Origin of the sequence: Actinospica durhamensis (genome assembly GCF_018139695.1) — a bacterium.
In the GTDB taxonomy this organism is placed as follows: domain Bacteria; phylum Actinomycetota; class Actinomycetes; order Streptomycetales; family Catenulisporaceae; genus Actinospica; species Actinospica durhamensis.
Map to the genome: position 1 here is coordinate 1 of NZ_JAGSOG010000167.1, position 19714 is coordinate 19714.

Sequence of the window (19714 nt, forward strand, 5' to 3'; positions counted from 1 at the left end):
GGGGTGGAAGAGGAGGGCGGCGCGGTCTCGGTCACGCTTCCGACCCTAAGCCATCCGTCGCACGACGGGCCGACCGGGACCGAACGGCGTCACCCGGCTGCGCCCGCCCCTACCTTGCCGTACGCCACGTGGACAATCTCGTCTCATTCCCTGGAACGCCACTCGACACCCATAACACCGCGACTAGGCTTTTCTCATGGCACTCGGCCTTCCCAGCGTTCGCCCCGACCGCGCGACCACCATTCGCGAACTGCTCGCGGCAGGTCGGCCGACCATGTCGTTCGAGTTCTTCCCGGCCAAGGACGCGCAGCAGGAGCGCGCGCTGTGGGCGGCGCTGCGCCGGATCGAGGGGGTCGGCCCCGACTTCGTCTCGATCACCTACGGCGCGGGCGGCTCGAGCCAGGTGAACACCGCGAACGAGGCCGAGCGCGTGGCCACCGAGACCACCCTCACCCCGCTGGGCCACCTGACCGCGGTCAACCACTCCATCGCCGACCTGCGCCGGATCATCGGCCGTTACGCCGACGCCGGGGTGCGCAACGTGCTCGCCCTGCGCGGGGACCCGCCGGGCGACCCGACCGCCGAGTGGATCCCGCGCCCGGACGGGGTGACCTACGCCGCCGAACTGGTGCGGCTGGTCAAGGAGGCGGGCGACTTCTGCGTGGGCGTGGCCGCCTTCCCGGAGCGCCACCCGCGCTCGGGCGACTGGGACAGCGACGTACGCCACTTCGTGGACAAGTGCCGGGCCGGCGCCGACTTCGCCATCACCCAGATGTTCTTCGACGTGGAGGACTACCTGCGGCTGCGCGACCGGCTCGCCAAGGCCGGCTGCGAGACCCCGGTGATCGCCGGGATCATGCCGATCGTGCGGGCCACCCAGATCGAGCGGATGGTCACCCTCAGCGGCGGCAAGTTCCCGGCCGATCTCGGCGAGCGGATCCAAGCCGTGGCCGACGACCGCCAAGCCGTGCGCGCGATCGGCATCGAGCACTGCACCCGGATGGCCGAGCGGCTGCTCGCCGAGGGCGTGCCCGGACTGCACTTCATCACCCTCAACGCCTCCACCGCGACGCTCGAGGTCTACCACAACCTCTCGCTCGGCGCCCCGGTCTGACGCACCGGGCCCGGTTTCCCCACCCGGCTTGATTCCGGCGAAGCCCGTGCCGACGCGGCGTCAGACCCGGGTCGGGCGCAGCACCTCGGCCGCGTTCCACGCCGAGAGCGCCGCGAACGCCAGCCCGGGACCGGGCCGCGAGCTCGCCCCGACGTGAAGCAGACCCTTGATCGGCTGGACCGTGGGCGAACGCAGGATCGCGCTGCCCACCGACGTGATCGCGGGCCCGTTGACCGAGCCGCCCGGCACCCCGGTCGCCCGCTCCCGGTCGGCGGGGGTGATCGTCTCGCGCAGCGTCAGCGTGACCTCGGGCGAGAGTCCGAGCCGTTGGCCGACCAGTTCCACCAGCGTCGGGACGTAGCCGTGGGCCGCCTCGTCGGGCAGAGCGCACGGGACGTCCACCTGCACGACGAGTTCGCGCGGCTGCTCGGGCGCGGCGTGTACCCGCAGCGTGGGGTCGGCCGGGACGCGGTGCGTGCCTGACGCCGAGGCCGAGGCCGACGCGGACGCGGATGCGGGGAAGAGCGCGTCGAGGCGGGCGTCGGTCGCGGCCCGGCCCGGATCGCCGAAGAACACTGACTCGTGCGGAAGCTCGAGGTCTGCCGAGGCCTCGAGCCGCAGCGAGAGCAGCGAAGGGGAGTACCCGGCCGTGGCCGCGGTCTTCGAAGCCGATGCGGGCTGCTCGCCGGTCAGCCGCCGCAGCACCTGCGCGTCCACCGCGGCCACCACGACGTCGGCCGTCAACTGCTCGCCGGAAGCCAGCGTCACCGAACCGGAGGAGATCGACGCGGCCTCGGCCCCGAACCGGAATGCCACCCCGCGCGCCACACAGCGTTCGTACATGGCCCGCGCCAACTCGGGCACACCCCCGACCACGCGCCACGCGCCGAAAGCATGCTCGATATAAGGCCGCGTCGCGAGCACGGCGGGCGCGAACCGAGGATCGGACCCCGCTCCGAGCGCGTACTCGTCCAGCACGGCCAGCATCCGCGGATCCCGTATCCCGCAGGCCGCGCCGACCTGCCGCAGCGTCCGCCGCGCAGCGATCGCGCGCCGCCCGGAGCCGGACCGGTAAAGGCGCCAGAGCTCGGCCCGCGACGCGTCCGGCACCTCGACCAGCGTCGGTCGGATCGCGCTCCAAGCCCGGTTGCCGTGGTCGAGCAGCCCGAGCCACGCCGCCCCGGCGCCGTCTCCGAACGCGGCGTCGAACGCATCCTTCGTCGCCCCGCGCGCGGTGTTCGGCAGTGCGAGCGAGGTCCCGTCGGCGAAGACGAAGCGACGGACCGGGTCCACCGGCACCAGCGAGACGTTGTCCTCGAGAGCCCCGCCACCGGAGGCCTTGCGGCCCCCCGTCTTGACGAAGAGGTCGCGCAACACCGCAGGCAGCGTCAGCGTGCACGGCCCGCCCCAGCTCAACGCCGCCCCGCCCGCAGCCGACCCGCGCTCGAGCACCACGACGTCGTTCGCCGCGCCGCCCATCCGAGCCGCGGCGGCCAACCCGGCCACACCCGCGCCGACGACGATGATCCTCACGGTCGGCAAGGATAGTGCCCGCCACGGACCGCCCCGCAGCCGCTCCCGCCGGTGGGCCGCCGCCGCTACCAGCGGGAGCGGCCCGCTTTTGCTCCGCTACCTCTGCTGCTGCCGCCTGCTCGCGCCCCACGCCCACATCGGCTGCCCGAGCTGACCGTTCTCCTCGCCCGACCCCGAGGCCTCGTGCCCGCCCGCCTCCACGCCCGGAGCACGCATCGCCGCCAGCAGCTTGCGCGCCGTCGTCCCCAGCGAGCCGAGCGTCGCGTCCCCGTAGTCGCGCAGCCGCGAGTAGGGCTCGCGCGGCTCCGGCGGAAGCTCGTCGGCGCGGGCCCGCAGGTGCGCCGGGATGACCCGGCGGGCGTCGGCCAGCCCGGTCGGCACGTTGGCCTTGCGCATCGCGCACAGCAGCGCCAGCGGGTGCGGATCGCGCGCGGCCGCCCGGTGCCCGCCGATCCGCCAGTACGCCTCGGAATCCGCCGCGAAGGCGTAGCGCCCGGTGCGTCGCCGGCCGCCGGCGTCGAGCACGAGCAGGTCGAGCTCCTCGCGGCGCAACAGGTCGGCCCCGGCCGCGGCCGCGTAGGGGCCGAGCGGCGCGCCGGGATCGGCGAACAGCAGGATGCGGCCCCGTGCCCCGACGGCGAGCTGCTGGGACCGGTGCGAGAAGCGCGACCAGCCGGTCGGCAGGCAGGAGGTGTCGAGCAGCCGCACCCGCGGATCGTCGCGGAACTCGCGGGAGAGCACGCGGTAGGTCTCCTCGGTGCACCCGACGTCCAGCACCACGACGTCGAGCCGCGTCACGTTCCGCTGGGCCACCGCCGCCCGCACCGCGGCCAACGCCACCGAGGGCTCGTGCCGCAACGGCAGCAGCACCGAGACCGGCTCCCGGATCAGCGGCGGCCGGCGCGTCCCCGCCGCATGCAGGTGCAGGACGGGCGGCGCCACCAGCAGCGGCCGCGCCGGCAACCGCGGCACGCGAATCGCCCCGCGATCGCGGGCTTCGCTGAGAGTGGGGACGGGTCCTGGCACGTTATTGAGTATCAATGAGGTTATCCGGTTATGCCATGGGATGGGGACCGGATGGCTCAATGCCGGCCGCCACGGCGAGAGCGGTTGCGCGGGTTCGACGTCTGTGCATCCCGCTGTCGGCTGACGGGATCTGACGGGGTCTCTGGACGGCCCCGTCTGACGGCGGGTCTCGGCGTGAACCGGCGGATCCGCCCCTGATGCAGAGCTCTGCGCTGAGCCCGCGCGTGCGCACGACGACCCCGTCTCGGCACGTCGTCGCGACCGCAGCGCCTTCAGTCCGTCCTCGGCCGCCCCTCGGCACCGGCGGTCGTCGGTCACTTCGAGCACTGATCCGCTTGGGGGTTGGCGGTGGCCGCGTGCCCCCACGGCGCGCGGCCACCGCTCCTACCCACCCCGGCGGACGCGGTCCGGACTGGCGGGCAAGGCGCAGCCGGACCGTCCGCTGGTGGGTCAGGTCGAGCCGACCCACCACGCCCCCTGCCGCTCTCCCCAGCGGCGGGCGGCCACGGCGTGTTTCCTCTCGCTCCCCACCGGCCGGCTCTCGAGACGACATCCTTCGCGAATGTCCCGGGCCGTCCGCTTCACGCCGTGGCGACGCGATCCACCCGGTTGGACCCGTTGCCCCACCCGAAGGTTGTCGTGGCCTGCGGTCACGAATCGATAACTGTGTGCAGGCGCTGGTGGGACGCCTGTGCGTCGGCGACACCCACCCGATCGGGTGGCGATTCGGCAAAGGCGTAGCGGGGGCACCCGTCGACCGATACAGTGGTCTCCGTTCGAACAAAGATTCGAACAGCCCGCCGCCGGCGGACGCGGGGACGGCGTCGGTCTTTGCAGGTCCACGGGCTCGGACCGGCAAGCCGACACCGTCGGGGAAGCCCGCGTCCGGCCGGCGGCGCCGACCAGCAGAAGGGCGCACGAGATGGCGGTCGAGATGACACAGGAGCTGCCCGCGACGGGAACGGCGGGTGACGAGGGCCAGTGCGAGGTGCTGCAGGGCGCCGACGGTCCGGTCTACTTCCTGCACCAGGGCCTGCTGTTCATCGTGCACGACCTGCTCGGCCGCTGGGCCGAGCCCGGCGAGGTGCACTGGCTGGTCAGCGCCTCGGTGGGCCGCTTCGGCGAACCCGCCCTCTACCGCCTGCGCTGTCGTTACGCCGCCGCGGACCCGGATCCCGGCCCGGGCGGGCGCATCGGCGGCCTGGCCGCGGTGAGCGGCGCGGCCACGACCGGCCCGCGGGATCGGGACGAGGTGCTCGCCGACCTCGGGAACCTGCACGGCCGGATCGGCCCGTCCGACCCGCGCCACCGCCCCGGTCCGGGACGCTGGACGGTGCGCCGTGCGGCAAACGGGCCATTCTGACGGTGCTGATGCGGCCGTCAGGAGTACGCGGCGGCCCGGTGAGCTGGCGCTAAGCCGCCTGGCCGGGGGAGTGTGAGCGGGGCGGCCCGGGAGCACGGGGCTCGGGCCGCCCCCCTCCCGCATGGACGACCTGAGGTGTTCGACGGTTCGACCTCGCGTGTTCGAGATCGTGGAAAGAAACGCGCGTCCCGGCATCCGGGTATCCGCGCCATCGCCCTGCGCGCTCGCGCCTGTGCGTATCCTTACACTCACTCTGAGTATGCGGGTCCTCAATCGTCTTGGCCGAGCGAGGTGGCGTCTGGGATCATCAGGCGGTGCATGCCGCTCTCTTCGCCCACTTGGCCTTTCCGTCCATCCTGCTCGCCTGTGTGGCGGCGTTGGCCGCGGGGACGGTGGACGCGATGGTCGGCGGGGGTGGGCTGATCCAGCTGCCGGTGCTGCTCTTCCTGCTGCCGCACACCCCGGTCCTCGCGCTGGGGACGAACAAGCTGGCCTCGCTGGTCGGGACGAGCACGGCGGCCGGGCGCTACGTCCGGCGCACCAAGGTCGACTGGCGTTCGGCCGCGCCGATGGCGGGGGTGGCCCTGTGCGGGTCGTTGCTCGGCGCCAGTTGTGCGCGCCTGATGCCCGCGACGGTGCTGGACGTGGTGGTTCTGGTCGCGATGGTCGGCATCGCGATCCACCTGTGGCGCAACAAGGCCGTGGGCGTCGTCGAGCGGCTCCGGTTCCACGGGGCGGCGCGGATCGGGGTGATGGCGGTCGGCGGTGTGATCATCGGGTTCTGGGACGGGTTGGCCGGCCCGGGCACCGGCTCGCTGCTGATCTTCTTTCTGGTCAGCGCGATAGGGCTGGAGTTCGTCGGGGCTTCGGCCGTGGCCAAGGTGGTCAACTGCGCGACCAATGTGGGCGCGCTGCTGGTGTTCGCCCCCGGCGGGTCCGTGGCCTGGGGCCTCGCCGCGGCGATGGCGGTGTGCAACGTCTCTGGCGCGCTGATCGGCACGGCGCTGGCCACCTCGCGCGGCGCGACGTTCGTGCGCAAGGTGTTCTTCGGCGTCGTGTCGCTGCTGATCGTGAGCCTGGCGAGCAAGCTGGCTGCGGGCTGAGTGGGGGGCGGCCTCACCCCCGCAGCCGCAGGCCCTGCGGCGTCAGGGTGAAGCCGGCCTTCAGGAGCGCGGCGGGGCCGGGGGCGGCCTGGCCGCCTGAGCCGACGCCGGATTCGGAGAGCACGGGGACGCCGTCGACGGCGGCGATGGTGAGGGCGCCGACCCGGCCCGCCTTGACCGACTCCGCCAGTGCGGCGGCTCCGAGCTCGAGCAGCTCGCGGTTCTGCTGGAACGTCAGGACCGTTCGTCCGCCGCGCTCGACGTACCAGACCAGGTCGCCCTCGTGCAGCACCACCAGGGAGCCCGCCTTCCGGCCGGGGCGGTGGCCGGCCCGGCCGGGTTCGGTTTCGGCCCGCTGCGGCCAGTCCACCGCGGCGCCGTACGCATTGGCGGGGTCGGTCGCGGCCAGGACGAGCGTGTCCGGGGCGTCTTTGACCTTCCGGCCACGGCTGCCGTCCGGTCCGGACGGCGGGTAGGCGCCGGCGCCGTTGGTCCACGGGTACGGCTCGGGCAGCGGCTGGGCGCCGGAGGCTTCGAACGGGTCCGGGTCGCGGCCCTCGTCGAAGCCGGTGACGCGCTTGGGCTCGGTGCGCAGGCGGTCGACGACTCCGTCCGCGGCGAACTGGGCGGCGCCGAGGCCGTCCACGAAATAGCCGCGGCGTACCCGGCCCACCTCCTCGAAGGCGGACAGGACGCGGTAGGCCGCGGAGAAGTTGCCCAGTGCGCCGCGGCCGCCGCGTTCGGAGGCCACTGATCCGCGGGTGACCAGGCCGTATCGGTCGAGCAGCACCTCGGCCTGGAGCTGGGCGACCTGCGCGACCTGAGCGGGCGTCAGGGCCGCGCCGGCCGGGCCCGCGCCGACCTCGCCCCCGAGGGGGCCGATTCTGCGGGTGCGCGACCAGCGGCCGACCGAGCGGGCGGCCCCGACGGTGGTCAGGGCCTGCTCGGCGGAGGGCAACGGGGCCGACAGGCGCAGCGAGGCGTAGCGGCCGCGGGGAGTGGGCCGCTTGGCCCGGTGCGCCGTCTTGCCCGCGCCGAGCAGCGCGCGCATCGGGGCGAGGGTGTCGTTGGTGAGGTGCCCGGCCCACAGCAGGTCCCAGAGCGCATCGAGCACGGACGCCGGATCCGCCTCGGTGCCCGACTGCCCCAGACGGGTCATCAGGCCGCGGAAGAACAGCGCGTTCTCGTGTGCCAGCTCCTCCAGGATCGCCCGGTGCAACGGGCCGAATCCGTCGATCGGCAGCGGTTCGGGCAGTACCGCCGGGGCGATCGCGGCCGGGGCGAGTGTTACCCAGCCGTCGTCCACGGCCAGTGCTCCGGCACCGGTCCAGGCCACCTCGCCGCCCGAGGTCAGCTCGTCCAGCATGGCCGGCTGATAGTCCGTCACCCGGGCCGGCAGGATCAGGCGTTCGAGGGCTGAGGCCGGGACCGGATACCCGGCCAGCTGCTCCACCGCCCGCAACACGCCGTCCACCCCGCGCAGCCGGGCGCCCGTCGTCGCCCCCTGCCACGCGGGCAGCAGCCGGGCCAGCGCGCTCGGCGCGACCGGTTCGGCCTGCTCGCGCAGCGCGGCCACGGTGCGCCGCCGCAGCCTTCGCAGCACCCTGGCGTCGCACCACTGCTCGCCGGTGGTGTCCGGCCGGAAGCCGCCGCGCACCACCCGCTGCTGCGCGGCCAGCCGCTCCAGGGTGGCGAGCACCACGGCGACGCCGAGGCCGAAGACCGCCGCCGCCTGCGCGATCGGGAACGGGGCGTGGGTGCGGGCGTAGCGGGCCAGCAGGTCGCCCAGCGGGTCGGCCACCGGCTCGGTGAAGGCCTCGGGCACACCCACCGGCAGCGGCGCGCCGAGCGCGTCGCGCAGCCGGCCCGCGTCCTCGATCGCCGCCCAGCGCTCCTCGCCCGCGATCCGCACCCTGATCACCCGCCGGGACCGCTCCAGCTCGGCGAGCCAGGACTGCGCGATACCGCGCCGGGCCGCCTCCTCGGTGGAGAGCGGGCCGAGCAGCCGCAGCAGGTCCGCCGCGTCCTCGGCGTCGCGGGCGCGGCGATCCTCGGCCAGGTGCTGGAGCTCGGCCTCGAGCTGGTCGATGATCTCGTTGTCGAACAGGTCGCGCAGCTCCGGCTGGCCGAGCAGCTCGGCCAGCAGCGAGGGATCGACCGCGAGCGCGGCGGCCCGGCGCTCGGCCAGCGGCGAGTCCCCCTCGTAGAGGAACTGGGCGATGTAGCCGAACAGCAGGGACTTGGCGAAGGGCGAGGGCGCGGGCGTCTCCACCTCCACGATCCGCACCCGCCGGCCCTCGATGTCGCCGAGCAGCTCGACCAGGCCGGGCAGGTCGAACACGTCCTGCAGGCATTCCCGGACCGTCTCGAGCACGATGGGGAAGGACGCGTACTTACTCGCCACCGCGAGCAGGTGCGCGGCCCGCTGCCGCTGCTGCCACAGCGGCACCCGGGCGTTCGGCCGGCGGCGCGGCAGCAGCAGGGCCCGGCCCGCGCACTCGCGGAAGCGCGCGGCGAACAGGGCCGAGCCGCCCACCTCGTCCGTGACGAGCTGTTCGATCTCCTCCGCGGCGAAGCGGGCCAGCGCGGCCTCGGGCCTGGCCGTGGCCGAGTCCTCGTCCCAGTCGGCGTCCGGGATTCGCAGCACGATGCCGTCGTCCGCGTGCATGACCTGCGCGTCCATCCCGTGCAGGGCCCGCAGCTTGGCCCCGATGGCCAGCGCCCAGGGCGCGTGCACCTGCGCGCCGAAGGGGGAGTGGATGACCATCCGCCAGTCCCCGAGCTCGTCGTGGAAGCGTTCGACCACGATGGTCCGGTCGTCCGGGACCTGGCCGGTCGCCTCCCGCTGCTCCGTCAGGTACGCCAGCAGGTTGCCCGCGGCCCAGGCATCGAGGCCTGCTTCACGCAGACGCTCCCGCGCCTGCTCCGGTTCGAGGGCGCCGAGCTCCCGGGTGAACGCGCCGAGCGCGCGGCCGAGCTCGAGCGGGCGGCCGAGCGCGTCGCCGTGCCAGAACGGCAGCCGTCCGGGCTGGCCGGGGGCCGGAGAGACCAGCACCCGGTCGTGTGTGATCTCCTCGATCCGCCAGGAGCTGGTGCCCAGGGTGAACACGTCGCCCACCCGCGACTCGTAGACCATCTCCTCGTCGAGCTCGCCGACGCGCCTGGCCTGCTTCTGGTCGCCCACCAGGAACACGCCGTACAGGCCGCGGTCCGGGATGGTGCCGCCGGAGGTCACGGCCAGCCGCTGCGCCCCGGGCCGCGCCTGCAGCTGCCCGGTCTCCCGGTCCCACACCAGGCGCGGGCGCAGTTCGGCGAACTCGTCGCTCGGATACCGGCCGGCCAGCATGTCGAGTACGGCCTCGAACACCGGCTCGGCCAGGGTGGTGAACGGCGCCGCCCGGCGTACCGCGGCGAGCAGGTCCGTGGTCTGCCAGGGTTCGATCGCGACCATGGCGACGAGCTGCTGCGCGAGCACGTCGAGCGGGTTGCGCACGGCGTGTACGGCCTCGATCAACCCGGCCCGCATCCGCTCGGCCACGACGGCGGACTGGAGCAGGTCGCCGCGGAACTTGGGGAAGATCACGCCGCGGCTGACCGCGCCGACCTGGTGCCCGGCCCGGCCCACCCGCTGCAGTCCGGAGGCGACCGAGGGCGGCGACTCGACCTGCACGACGAGGTCGACCGCGCCCATGTCGATACCGAGTTCGAGGCTGGAGGTGGCCACCACGGCGGGCAGCCGGCCGGCCTTGAGCGCCTCCTCCACCTCGGCCCGCTGTTCCTTGGAGACGGAGCCGTGGTGGGCCCGGGCCAGCAGCGGCGGCGCGCCGCCGGCCTGTCCGGCCTGGCCCATCAGCTCGGCCGGGGTGCGGATCGGGGTGCGGGCGAAGGCCGCGGCGGCGCCGTCGGACCCGTCTGCGGCGGTGATCGCGGGCGCGCCGGAGGATCCTGATTCGTCCGCGGACGGCCGGTCGGCCTCGGCGGCGCTCAGCTGCTCGAAGTAGATCTCGTTGAGCCGGTTGCACAGCCGCTCGGCCAGGCGGCGCGAGTTGGCGAAGACCAGGGTGGAGGTGTGCTGCTCGATCAGGTCGGCGACGCGCTGCTCCACGTGCGGCCAGATCGAGGCCTGGCGGCGGCCGCGCTGGTCGGCCGGGACGGTCTCGTCCTCGAGCGAGGCGAGCTCGGCCATGTCCTCGACCGGGACGACCACCCGCAGGTCGAAGGTCTTGGCCGAGGGCGGGGCGACCACCACGGCCGGACGCGGGCCGCCGAGCCAGGCGGCGATCTCCTCCGGCGGGCGGACGGTGGCGGACAGGCCGATGCGCTGGGCGGGTCGGGACAGCAGCAGGTCGAGCCGCTCGAGGCTGAGCGCGAGGTGGGCGCCGCGCTTGGTGCCGGCGATGGCGTGGACCTCGTCCACGATCACCGTCTCGATTCCGGCCAGGGCCTCGCGCGCCTGCGAGGTGAGCAGCAGGAACAGCGACTCCGGCGTGGTGATGAGGATGTCCGGCGGCTTGGTGCTGAAGCGGCGGCGCTCGTCGGCGGGGGTGTCCCCGGTGCGCACGGCCACCCGCACCTCTGGCTCGGGCAGGCCCGCGCGCACGGCCTCCTGGCGCAGCCCGGCCAGCGGCGCGCGCAGGTTGCGCTCCACGTCCACGCCGAGCGCCTTGAGCGGGGAGACGTAGAGCACCCGGCAGCGCAGCTTCGGGTCCTCGGCCGCCGGGCCGAAGGCGAGCCGGTCGAGCGCGGCGAGGAACGCGGCCAGGGTCTTGCCGGAGCCGGTGGGCGCGACGACCAGGGCGTTGTGCCCGGCCTTGATCTCCTCCCACGCGCCGAGCTGCGCCGCGGTGGGCTGCGCGAAGGCGCCGCTCAGCCAGCGGCGGGTCGGCTCGGCGAAGTAGTCCATGGGTCCATGGTGCAACGCCCCTCCGACAAAAGCCGCGGGTCACCGTGATCGAGGTGCGCAAAGCGCGGAAAGTCGCCGAAACGTGTCGTTTCCACGCGTGCATGCCCCGGACGGTGCGGCTTCCACCGCGGTCCGGGGCATGCACGTGATCAGGGGCCGCCCGGGGGCGGCGGGGGTCGCCTCAGCGACGGTTCGTCAGGTTCAGCAGCGAGCCGACGCGCTTGCGCATCAGCAGGCCGCCACCGCCGAGCAGGCTCGCGCCGAACGGGGCCACGACGTCCTGCGCGCCGGTGCCGGTCTCGGCCAGCGTGCCGACCGGCCGGTGCGGCGCCGCGTGCCTGCCGCCGGAGCCCGGGGTGGTGCCGGTCGGCGTCTTCGTGGTGGTCGGCGGCGTCGAGGTCGCCGGGGGCGGGCAGCCGCAGGTCGAGGTAGGGGGCTGATGCGTGTGGGTCGGCGGAGCCACCGAGCCGCCGCCGTTGGAGCAGTCGTTGCCGGCGGCGGTGTCGCCCACGCCGACCACGCTCACCTGGTTGCCGCACAGGTTGACGGGGGTCTCGACCGGCGCCTGCACGGTGTTGCCCGAGCCGATGCCCGGGGAGCCGTGCGAGCCGCCGTTCGCGCCCGCACCGTTCGTACCCCGACCGCCGCCGTTGGAGCAGTCGTTGCCGGCGGCCGTGTCGCCCACGCCCACGCCGCTGATCGAGTTGCCGCACACGTTGATCGGGGCGTCGACCGGGATCTGGACCAGGTTGCCGGAACCGATGCCGGGCGAGCCCTTCGCGCCGCCGTTCGCGCTCGCGGAGTCGCCGCCGGAGCCCGAGCCGCCGTTGCCGCAGTGGTTGTCCACCGCGGAGTCGAGCACGCCGATGACGTCCACGACGTTGCCGCACACGTTGATCGGGGCGTCGACCGGGATCTGGACCAGGTTGCCGGAGAGCACGCCGGGGGAGTCCGTCGCCGCCCCGGTCGCCGCGGCGTCGGCCTGGGCCATGCCGATGCCGGTGATCAGCAGGCCGCCCGTGGTCATACCGAGGACGACGCGCCGTTTCGTCGAGTGGTGCATGGTGGTGTCTACCTCTGCGTGGAATGGTGTCGGGCGCTGCCGCCCTGATTGGCTTTCCTAGGACGGGAACGATGTATGACGATCGGAGTTACTTCCGATCGGAAGAATCCCGCTCGCGAGTGAAGTCCGGATTCGTCGTACAACCTTCCGGCGCGCCGGTGCGTCCGCACGCCCGAGATCCCGGGGCTCACCGGGACCGCGGGCCCACAAGGACCGGGGCCCGGCCACCGTGCAAGGGGATGCGGTGACCGGGCCCGGGCCGGCGCGGGTGCGCCGCAGAGCGGAGGCTAGTTCCAGCTCTGGTTGTCGAAGGCCGAGTCGAGCAGGCCGATCACGGAGATGCTGTTCCCGGTGACGTTGACCGGGATGTGAATCGGTGCCTGCACGTTGTTGCCGGAAAGGATCCCGGGGGAGTCGGCGGCGAAGCCGTGGGCGGACGAGTCGGCCATGGCCGCACTCGCGCCGGCGACGACGAGGGCACCGGTGACGCCGGTGAGCGCGGCGATCTTCTTGACGTTCATTGCAGTCCTCCTTGTCGCGGCCGACCGGCCGCGGCATGCGTTACAGGGCATGTGGCGCTTGCAGAGGGCGTCCGGCGTTCGCATCCGACGCTTCTCGGTCCACGCAAGGAGAAACGACGCGGGGCCGTCCGAGGTACGGATCTGATCTGATCGTCCGCCTTTAAGGGGAACGCATCATCATTCTGCCTGTCGCTGATGGGACGTGAGATGACCGGTATTCAAAAAATCTTCCCTGCTCAATCGACATCCGGCCGTTTGCATGTGTGCCGGGCAAACCTCCGGGTACCTCTCCAGGCGAGCACGCCACTGCTGCGTACGGACGGCCGCCAGGATCCGCCAGCGCCGGTCGGGGCAGGTGCGCGGCGCGTCGCGGGCCCCGTGTCGGTGAAAACCGGTAGCGTTGCCTGCGACACTCGATTGAGTGAATTGTGCTACCCGTCACGGCAGCGGGTCTGCAGTGGAGAGAGGAGGCGTTCGATGGTTTCGAGCCGCAGGGCTACAGCCCCGCATCTGGTCCCGGTCGACGATGGCGAGCGGTGGTACGGGGAGGAGGCTGCCGGGGTCGGCCAGCGGATCGCCACCGTCCGGCCGCGCAGTTTCACCGACGCCAAGGTGATCGGTGAATACTTCCGGGCCGGCGTTCCCGTCATCATGAATCTCGCTGATCTGGAGGAGTCCGACGCCAAGCGGATCGTCGACTTCGCCTCAGGTCTGATCTTCTCACTGCGCGGTGGAATAGAGCGTGTCGCGGCTCGTGTCTTCCTGCTGACTCCGGCGGGCCTGGAGATCGTGGACGGCGCGGACAGCCCGTCGCAGGACCCGGGCTTTTTCAACCAGGGCTGATTTCGACTTCAGAATATTGACATAAAGTCGGCCGACGGCCGTCTCGGCACCGTTCGCGGGGTGCCGGTGACGGCCGTCGGCTTGTCTGTGTGGTGTTAGTGCGTGGTCGGTGCGGGGTTTATCCCTTGTGCACGCATCGTCTTTGTACGAGCCCTGTCGGGCGCGTCAGTGCAGCGCGGCGGGCAGGGCGATGGCGGGGTCGAGGTCGCCGGTCGGCACCGCGGCCTCACGTACGGTGCGCAGCGGCACCGAGCCGGCCCAGTACGGTCCGTCCAGGTCCGCCTCGTCGTCGGCGACCTGGTCCCCGCGCCGCTTGAGCGAGACCGCCTCGAGGTCGAGCGCGACGATCGCGGTCGCGGCGAGTTCCTTGGGCGCGGGCGGGCGCGATTGCGTCGTGCGGCCGGGGTAGATCTTGTCCACCAGGGCGGCCATCGCGTCGTAGCGCTCCTGCGCGTCGCGCACCACCCGGGCGTCGCCCATGGCGACCACGCTGCGGTAGCCGAGCGAGTGGTGGAACCAGGAACGGGCGAGCACCAGGGCGTCGAGGAGCGTGACGCTGATGCTGATCGGCTCGCCGTCCAGCAGCGCGAACCGGCCGCCGGTGGATCCGTGCACATACAGGGTCTCGCCGACGCGCGCGTGCAGGGTCGGCAGGGTCATCGGCCGGCCGTCGCGCTGGAACGCGATCGTGCAGTGCAGGGCCTCGTCGAGGACGGCGTGCACGGCGTCCTTGTCGTAGGTCGCGCGGTCGCGGTAGCGGGTCGGGACGGTCAAGTCGGTCGGGGCGTACGACGGCGTCGCTTGCGTCATGATTACGTCCTAGTACATAATGTGGATTGTGTCAGAACAATCTCTCTGGTGGGAACGGTACAAGCTCGAACGGGCCGGGGCAAGCGAGATCGTCGCCGGAGTCGAGACGGCCGTGACCGCCGGCCTGCTCGCCCCCGGCGAGGCGCTCCCGCCGGTGCGCGACCTCGCCGGATACCTGCACGTCAACCCGAACACGGTCGCCGCCGCGTACCGCACCCTGCGCGACCGCGGCACGGTCGAGACGCGCGGCCGGGCCGGCACCCGGGTGCGCGAACGCCCGGGGACCAGCACCCGGATGCGCTCCTACGAGATGCCCGAGGGGGTGCGGGATCTGACCTCGGGTGAGCCCGAGCCCAGGCTGCTGCCGCGGCTTCGGCCCCCGGCCGCCATCGACGTGTCCGGCTACCGCTACGCCCCGGTGGAGCCGGTGCTCGAGGAGCAGCTCAGACGGCGGGTGAGCCGCTTCTTCACGGCAGAGGCGGGTGCGGGCACTGATACCCATGCCGACATCGAGACCGCGGCCGAGTCCGCCGCCCTGCTGGCCGGCTCGCGGATGCTCTCGGTGTTCGGCTCGCTCGACGGGATCGAGCGGCTGCTGGCCACGCACACCCGGCCAGGGGACAAGATCGCGGTCGAGGACCCGGCCTGGGGGAACATGCTCGACCTCGCCGCCGCGCGCGGGCTCACGGTCGTACCGATGCGGATGAACGACGAGGGCCCCGACCCGACCGACCTGCGTGCGGCGCTGGCCGCCGGAGTGAGCGCGGTGGTCGTCACCACCCGGGCGCAGAACCCTTATGGCGCGATCGTCTCGGCCCGCCGCGCCACCGCGCTGCGCACCGTGCTCGCGGCCCACCCCGAGGTGCTCACCATCGACGACGACCACGGCGCCGACCTCACCCCCGGAGTGCCGCGGCTGCTCGCCGGCGCGACCCGGCAGTGGGCGTACCTGTATTCGGCCTCGAAGGCCTACGGCCCGGACATGCGCATCGCCGCGCTGGTAGGAGCCGCCGACACCACCGACCGGGTGGCCGGACAGCTGCGGCACAGCTCGCGCCGGGTCCCCGGGGTGATGCAGCACCTGTGGGCCGACGCCCTGGCCGACCAGGCGAACGACGCGGTGCTGGCCGAGGCGGGCGCCGTCTACGCGGCCAATCGCAAGGCCCTGATCGGCGAGCTGGGCGCGCGGGGTGTCGAGGCGCACGGGGCGAGCGGCCTGAGCGTGTGGATCCCGGTGCCGGACGAGACGGCCGCGGCCACCGGCCTGCTCGCCCGCGGCTGGGCCGTGGCGCCCGGCTCCTGGTTCCGGGTGCGCAGCGGGCCCGGGATCCGGGTGACGGTGGCCTCGATGCAGCGCGAGGAGATGGCCGCCCTGGCCGAAGCCGTCGCCTCCACCCTGGGGCGTCACGCGGGGGTGCGGCCGGAGTCGGTGTGAGCGACCGGTACGACGGGCCGCGCGGCACAAAGGAGTCGCGCGGCTGACAGGCCACGTCCATCCACGCGGGAGGCCTGCCACGGCGCGGCTCCACCCGCTCTCCACCCCGGATTCGAACCCTGGGTTGATCACATCGCGCCAGGCCGAGGCCATAGTCGAGGGCATGACCACTTCGGACTGGATCCTCGACCTGACCCTCATCCTCGTCGTCCTGCGGCAGATCCGGGAGAGCCGGATCGACCTGATCTTCCTCGTCGTTCCGTTCGCGATCACCGGCTTCGTGGCGAGCAAGTACCTCGACCCGATCCCCACCGCGGGCAACGACCTGCTGCTGATCCTCGCCTTCGCGGCGCTCGGCGCGGTGCTCGGCGTGGCCGGCGGGCTGGCCACCCGGGTCCGGATCGCACAGGGACGCGCGTTCGTGCGGGCCGGATTCGTCGCGGCCTCGCTGTGGGTGCTCAGCATGGGCGGCCGGCTCGGCTTCGTGCTGTGGACCGAGCACGGCGGCGACCGGTCGCTGGGCAGCTTCAGCGCTCACCACCACATCACCAGCGGCCAGGCCTGGGTCAGCGCCCTGATCCTGATGGTGCTGGCCGAGGTGGTGACCCGGATCGGCACCATCCTGATCCGGGCCCAGCTCGCCAAGGGCGCCGCCCGCGCCGCCGACAGCGCCGGGACGGGCCGCACCGTGGCCGCGCACCCGAGCCTGGGCACGGCCGACCGGCACACCCATGCGGGCCTGTGACCCGCGGCCGCCAGAGCACGCGGAACACGCGGAACACGCTGAGTACGCGGAACACGCTGAGTACGCGGAACACGCTGAGCACCGACTCGAGAGGACCGTCGCGCGGGAGACCGCCGCGGCGGTCCTCTCGCGTGTGGCGGGTCAGGCCCTCGCGCCGAGCGCCGCCGCGAGGGTCTTCGGGGGCAGGTACGCGCGGGCCGGGAGCAGCTCCGGCAGACGCTCGCGCTGGATGGTGGTGGCGCGGAAGAACAGGCCGATGGTCACCGCGTGGTCCGGCCGCTCGAGCACCTCGACCCGGTCGCCCGGGATGGCCTCACCCGGCGTCACGACCTTGAGGTAGGCGCCGGTGACGCCCCGCTGGGTGAACCGCTTGATCCAGTGCTCCTCGCCCATCTTCACCGCGAAGGTCACACAGGGCACCTGCGGCTGCGTGACCGCGAGCACCAGCCCCGACCCGAACCGCCACTGCTCGCCGAGCACCGCGCCGGTCAGGTCCAGCCCCTCGGTGGTGAGGTTCTCCCCGAACATGCCGTCGGGCAGCTCCCGCCCGAGCTCGCGTTCCCACCAGTCCAGATCCTCGCGCGCGTAGGCGTAGACGGCCTGCTCGGGGCCGCCGTGGTGGGCGATGTCGCAGATCACGTCGCCGGCCAGGCCGGACTGGCCGGGACCGGAGTTCTTGGGCCGCGGCACGTCCACCCACACCGGCCGGTCCACCGGCAGCTTGTGGATGCCCGTGCCGGAGGTGTCCGGCTTGTGCGGGTTGGCCACCTTGTGATCGGCCAGGTTGACGGAGCGGATCCGTCCGACCGAGAACGTACGGGAAGTGCCGGCCGACTCAGACATACAGCCAGGCTAGCCACCGGCCGCCGCGAGCGCGCGCGAGAGATACGCTCCGTCCTCGCGCGCGCCGGTCCGGCGGCGTACGCCGCTACTGGATGACCGGGGGGACGACGCGCTGGGCGTTGCCCCAGAACTCGTCCTCGGTCAGGTACTTGGGGCGCTTGCCGCGCTCCTCTTCCTCTTCCTCGCCGGCGGCGCCGCGGCGGCCGCCCATCATGTCCACCTTGTTGCCGTCGGAGTCGGTGGCGTTCTCGAAGGCCGAGCGCACCGGGGACAGGGACGAGCGCTCGCTCTCTTCCAGGTCGCCGTCGAAGTAGCGGCCGCGCGAGTACTTCGAGGAGGACAGCTCCTCGTCCTCGGAGCCGCCGCCCATGCCGCCGCGACCGCCCATGCCGCCCATCGACTCGGAGCTCTCGCCCTCGCCCTCGCCGAAGACGCCGCCGCGCGAGCCGTACCGCTCGTTTTCCGCGTCGCCGGACATCGAGCCCACGCGGGTGCCGGTGCCCCGGCCGCCGGTCAGCTCGCCGTCGCTGAAGCCGTTCTCGTCGAACACCCCGGCCTTGGAGTTGAAGCCGCTGCCCCCTTCCTCCTCCACCGGGCCCCCGAGCGTGCTCTCGCCGCCGCCGCTCTCGATCGGCTCGTCCGTGATCAGCCCGGCGCCGCCGCCGACCGGCGTGTCGGACCCGGGCTCGTTCTCGACCGGGAACGGGTCGGTCTCGGTGGGCACCGGGACCGGGACCGGGGTCTGCGTGCTCGACGAGGTCACGGTGCCCGGGGGCGGGTTGCCGATCGTGCTGGTGGTGGTGCTGCCGGAGCCGGGCGTCGCGACGTAGCCGGCCTTGAAGGTCTCGCCGCCGCCCACGTTCTCGCTGTAGCCGCTGGCGGACCCGTCGCCCGAGCCGCCGGTCACGACCGGGGGAGTGTAGGTGCCGCCGCCGGTGCCCGGGTCGGTCGGCCCGCCCGAGGTGGCCAGGTTCATCTCGCTCGCGGACTGCTCGTAGGAGGACGAGAGCTTGTTGAGCGCGTTCGCCGTCTCGGTGCGCACGGTGGCGTTGTGCGTCTCGGCCACCTGCGAGGGCAGCGGGGTGCCGAAGAAGTAGTGGCTCGCCTCGTCGCTCAGCGAGTTCGAGGGCACCGACTTCTCGCCCTGGATGCTCTGCATCGTGTTGACGAACTCGACCTGCGCGGCCTTCGCGTTCTGCAGCGGAGGCACGACCGCCTGGATCGTGTCGTGCGCCTGGACCGCCTGGTCGATCGAGGACTGGAACGAGCCCTGCGCCTGGTCCGCCGCGTCCCCGGCCCACGAGGAGGCCAGGTTGTTCTTCACGTTCTGCAGGGTCGCCTGGACCTGCTGCAGCTGCGCGGCGGCCTGCTGGTAGCCCTGGATCTGGTCGTCGAGCGCGCTCGTGTCCATGGTGGCCGCGACCTCCTTGGCCCAGGCCACGCCGCCGTTCGAGTTCACCGACTGCTGGTTGAAGCCGCCCATCCCCGTCCCCCGCTTAAATCGACTTCTGCACCGACAGGACGCTGACGTGCAGCTCGTCCTCGGTCTGGGCGTAGATCTGGTGTGTCTTGGTCGCCCGGTCGTTCAGGTCGGTGATCTGCTGGTTGATGCTGTCGAGCAGCGAGACCACCGCGGCGTGCGCCGCGCCGTGGGCGTCGTTGAGCGTGGTGATCGCCGGAACGCCCTGGTCCATCGGGCCGAAGTTCGACGACTGCATGCCGCCGTCGTAGTTGGCCTCTTTGTAGACGAAGGAGTTGTAGTGGCCCTGCCCGAGGCTCGAGGCCGTCTTGTTCTGGAACGTCACCGGATGCAGCGCGCTCGACGCGTCGTTGAACACGTCCTGGAGCAGCCCCTGGAGCGTGGCGCGCGCCTGCTCCAACTCCTCGAGTTCGACCCTGAAACTCGTGCCCATGCCGCTCGGCACCCCCAGTCACGTCCGTCCGTCACGCGGCCTCGCCACGGATCCGTGTGGCCGCGCACACCAGTATGGTCCCATCGCAGCGTACCGACAAAGGGCGCCGCGCGGCCACCGTCGCGGGCGCCTGGTCCGGGTTTGTTAGGAAACCGATAGCATCGCCGCGGCCAGCGCTTTCACCCTCGCCCGAGTATGTGAGCGCTCGTATTCACCCGGCCGCGTTCGGCCCCGCGGCGCCCGAGACGCGAGGGATCGTCAGGTATCGAACACCTGTCACGAATCCGTGCCGAATGCGGCAAGGCCCTGGCGGTGGGACGCGGGCACTCCGTAGGATCGAGCGCCAAGGCCCCACCGGATGCGCACCGGGTGCCGAGTCCGCATCGAGAGCCGGGGTGCAGCGCTATGTCAGACCAGTGGGGGGCCGCGGGGCCGCAGCCGGACGGCTCCTGGCCGCCGCCGCCCGCGCCGCCGTACCCGGCGCCCTCGTACCCCTCCC

15 protein-coding genes are annotated in these 19714 nt (G+C 72.9%); 6 read left to right on the forward strand and 9 right to left on the reverse strand.

Features of this window, described 5'->3' with window-relative positions; translation table 11 throughout:
- Positions 1–196: 196 nt before the first annotated feature.
- A complete protein-coding gene (gene metF, locus KDL01_RS26585) occupies positions 197–1114 on the forward strand; it encodes a methylenetetrahydrofolate reductase [NAD(P)H] (protein ID WP_212531346.1) in 918 nt (305 codons plus the stop codon).
- Between the two features lie 60 nt (positions 1115–1174).
- Here the strand turns inward: metF and KDL01_RS26590 are convergent, their stop codons facing one another.
- Positions 1175–2647: a phytoene desaturase family protein gene (locus KDL01_RS26590; protein WP_212531347.1), complete on the reverse strand. Its 1473-nt coding sequence runs from the start codon at positions 2645–2647 to the stop codon at positions 1175–1177.
- 96 nt (positions 2648–2743) lie between these two features.
- A complete protein-coding gene (locus KDL01_RS26595; protein WP_212531348.1) occupies positions 2744–3619 on the reverse strand; it encodes a glycosyltransferase family 2 protein in 876 nt (291 codons plus the stop codon).
- 976 nt (positions 3620–4595) lie between these two features.
- On the opposite strand from KDL01_RS26595, the gene KDL01_RS26600 reads away from it, so the two are divergent.
- Together KDL01_RS26600 and KDL01_RS26605 are read left to right on the forward strand one after the other, a co-directional pair.
- Positions 4596–5036, forward strand: coding sequence for a hypothetical protein (locus KDL01_RS26600; protein WP_212531349.1), 441 nt, complete (start codon positions 4596–4598; stop codon positions 5034–5036).
- 314 nt (positions 5037–5350) lie between these two features.
- Positions 5351–6139, forward strand: a complete 789-nt coding sequence (locus KDL01_RS26605) for a sulfite exporter TauE/SafE family protein (protein ID WP_212531350.1) — start codon at positions 5351–5353, stop codon at positions 6137–6139.
- 13 nt (positions 6140–6152) lie between these two features.
- On the opposite strand, the gene KDL01_RS26610 is transcribed toward KDL01_RS26605, so the two are convergent.
- The 3 genes from KDL01_RS26610 to KDL01_RS26625 all read right to left on the reverse strand — a co-directional run bounded on the left by KDL01_RS26610 (position 6153) and on the right by KDL01_RS26625 (position 12626).
- Complete coding sequence (locus KDL01_RS26610; RefSeq protein WP_212531351.1) at positions 6153–11042, reverse strand: ATP-dependent helicase; 4890 nt, start codon at positions 11040–11042, stop codon at positions 6153–6155.
- Positions 11043–11223: 181 nt separating this feature from the next.
- The gene (locus KDL01_RS43805; RefSeq protein ID WP_246577028.1) at positions 11224–12105 is read right to left on the reverse strand and encodes a chaplin; all 882 of its coding nucleotides are present in this window, start codon (positions 12103–12105) and stop codon (positions 11224–11226) included.
- Between the two features lie 287 nt (positions 12106–12392).
- Positions 12393–12626, reverse strand: coding sequence for a chaplin (locus KDL01_RS26625; protein ID WP_212531352.1), 234 nt, complete (start codon positions 12624–12626; stop codon positions 12393–12395).
- 477 nt (positions 12627–13103) lie between these two features.
- Between KDL01_RS26625 and KDL01_RS46040 the strand changes: the two genes are divergently transcribed.
- Positions 13104–13469, forward strand: a complete 366-nt coding sequence (locus tag KDL01_RS46040) for a cell division protein SepF (protein WP_212531360.1) — start codon at positions 13104–13106, stop codon at positions 13467–13469.
- A gap of 165 nt (positions 13470–13634) precedes the next feature.
- Here KDL01_RS46040 and KDL01_RS26635 read toward each other — a convergent pair whose 3' ends face one another.
- The gene (locus KDL01_RS26635; protein ID WP_212531353.1) at positions 13635–14279 is read right to left on the reverse strand and encodes a pyridoxamine 5'-phosphate oxidase family protein; all 645 of its coding nucleotides are present in this window, start codon (positions 14277–14279) and stop codon (positions 13635–13637) included.
- Between the two features lie 28 nt (positions 14280–14307).
- On the opposite strand from KDL01_RS26635, the gene KDL01_RS46045 reads away from it, so the two are divergent.
- The gene (locus tag KDL01_RS46045; protein ID WP_368861655.1) at positions 14308–15714 is read left to right on the forward strand and encodes an aminotransferase class I/II-fold pyridoxal phosphate-dependent enzyme; all 1407 of its coding nucleotides are present in this window, start codon (positions 14308–14310) and stop codon (positions 15712–15714) included.
- A gap of 163 nt (positions 15715–15877) precedes the next feature.
- Positions 15878–16459 (forward strand): hypothetical protein, encoded by a 582-nt coding sequence (locus KDL01_RS26645; protein ID WP_212531355.1) that lies wholly within the window; start codon positions 15878–15880, stop codon positions 16457–16459.
- 141 nt (positions 16460–16600) lie between these two features.
- Here the strand turns inward: KDL01_RS26645 and KDL01_RS26650 are convergent, their stop codons facing one another.
- From KDL01_RS26650 to KDL01_RS26660, 3 genes are all read right to left on the reverse strand, one after another.
- The gene (locus tag KDL01_RS26650) at positions 16601–17302 is read right to left on the reverse strand and encodes an MOSC domain-containing protein (RefSeq protein ID WP_212531356.1); all 702 of its coding nucleotides are present in this window, start codon (positions 17300–17302) and stop codon (positions 16601–16603) included.
- Between the two features lie 85 nt (positions 17303–17387).
- Positions 17388–18785: a hypothetical protein gene (locus KDL01_RS26655; RefSeq protein ID WP_212531357.1), complete on the reverse strand. Its 1398-nt coding sequence runs from the start codon at positions 18783–18785 to the stop codon at positions 17388–17390.
- A gap of 13 nt (positions 18786–18798) precedes the next feature.
- Complete coding sequence (locus KDL01_RS26660) at positions 18799–19215, reverse strand: hypothetical protein (RefSeq protein WP_212531358.1); 417 nt, start codon at positions 19213–19215, stop codon at positions 18799–18801.
- Positions 19216–19714 lie beyond the last annotated feature (499 nt).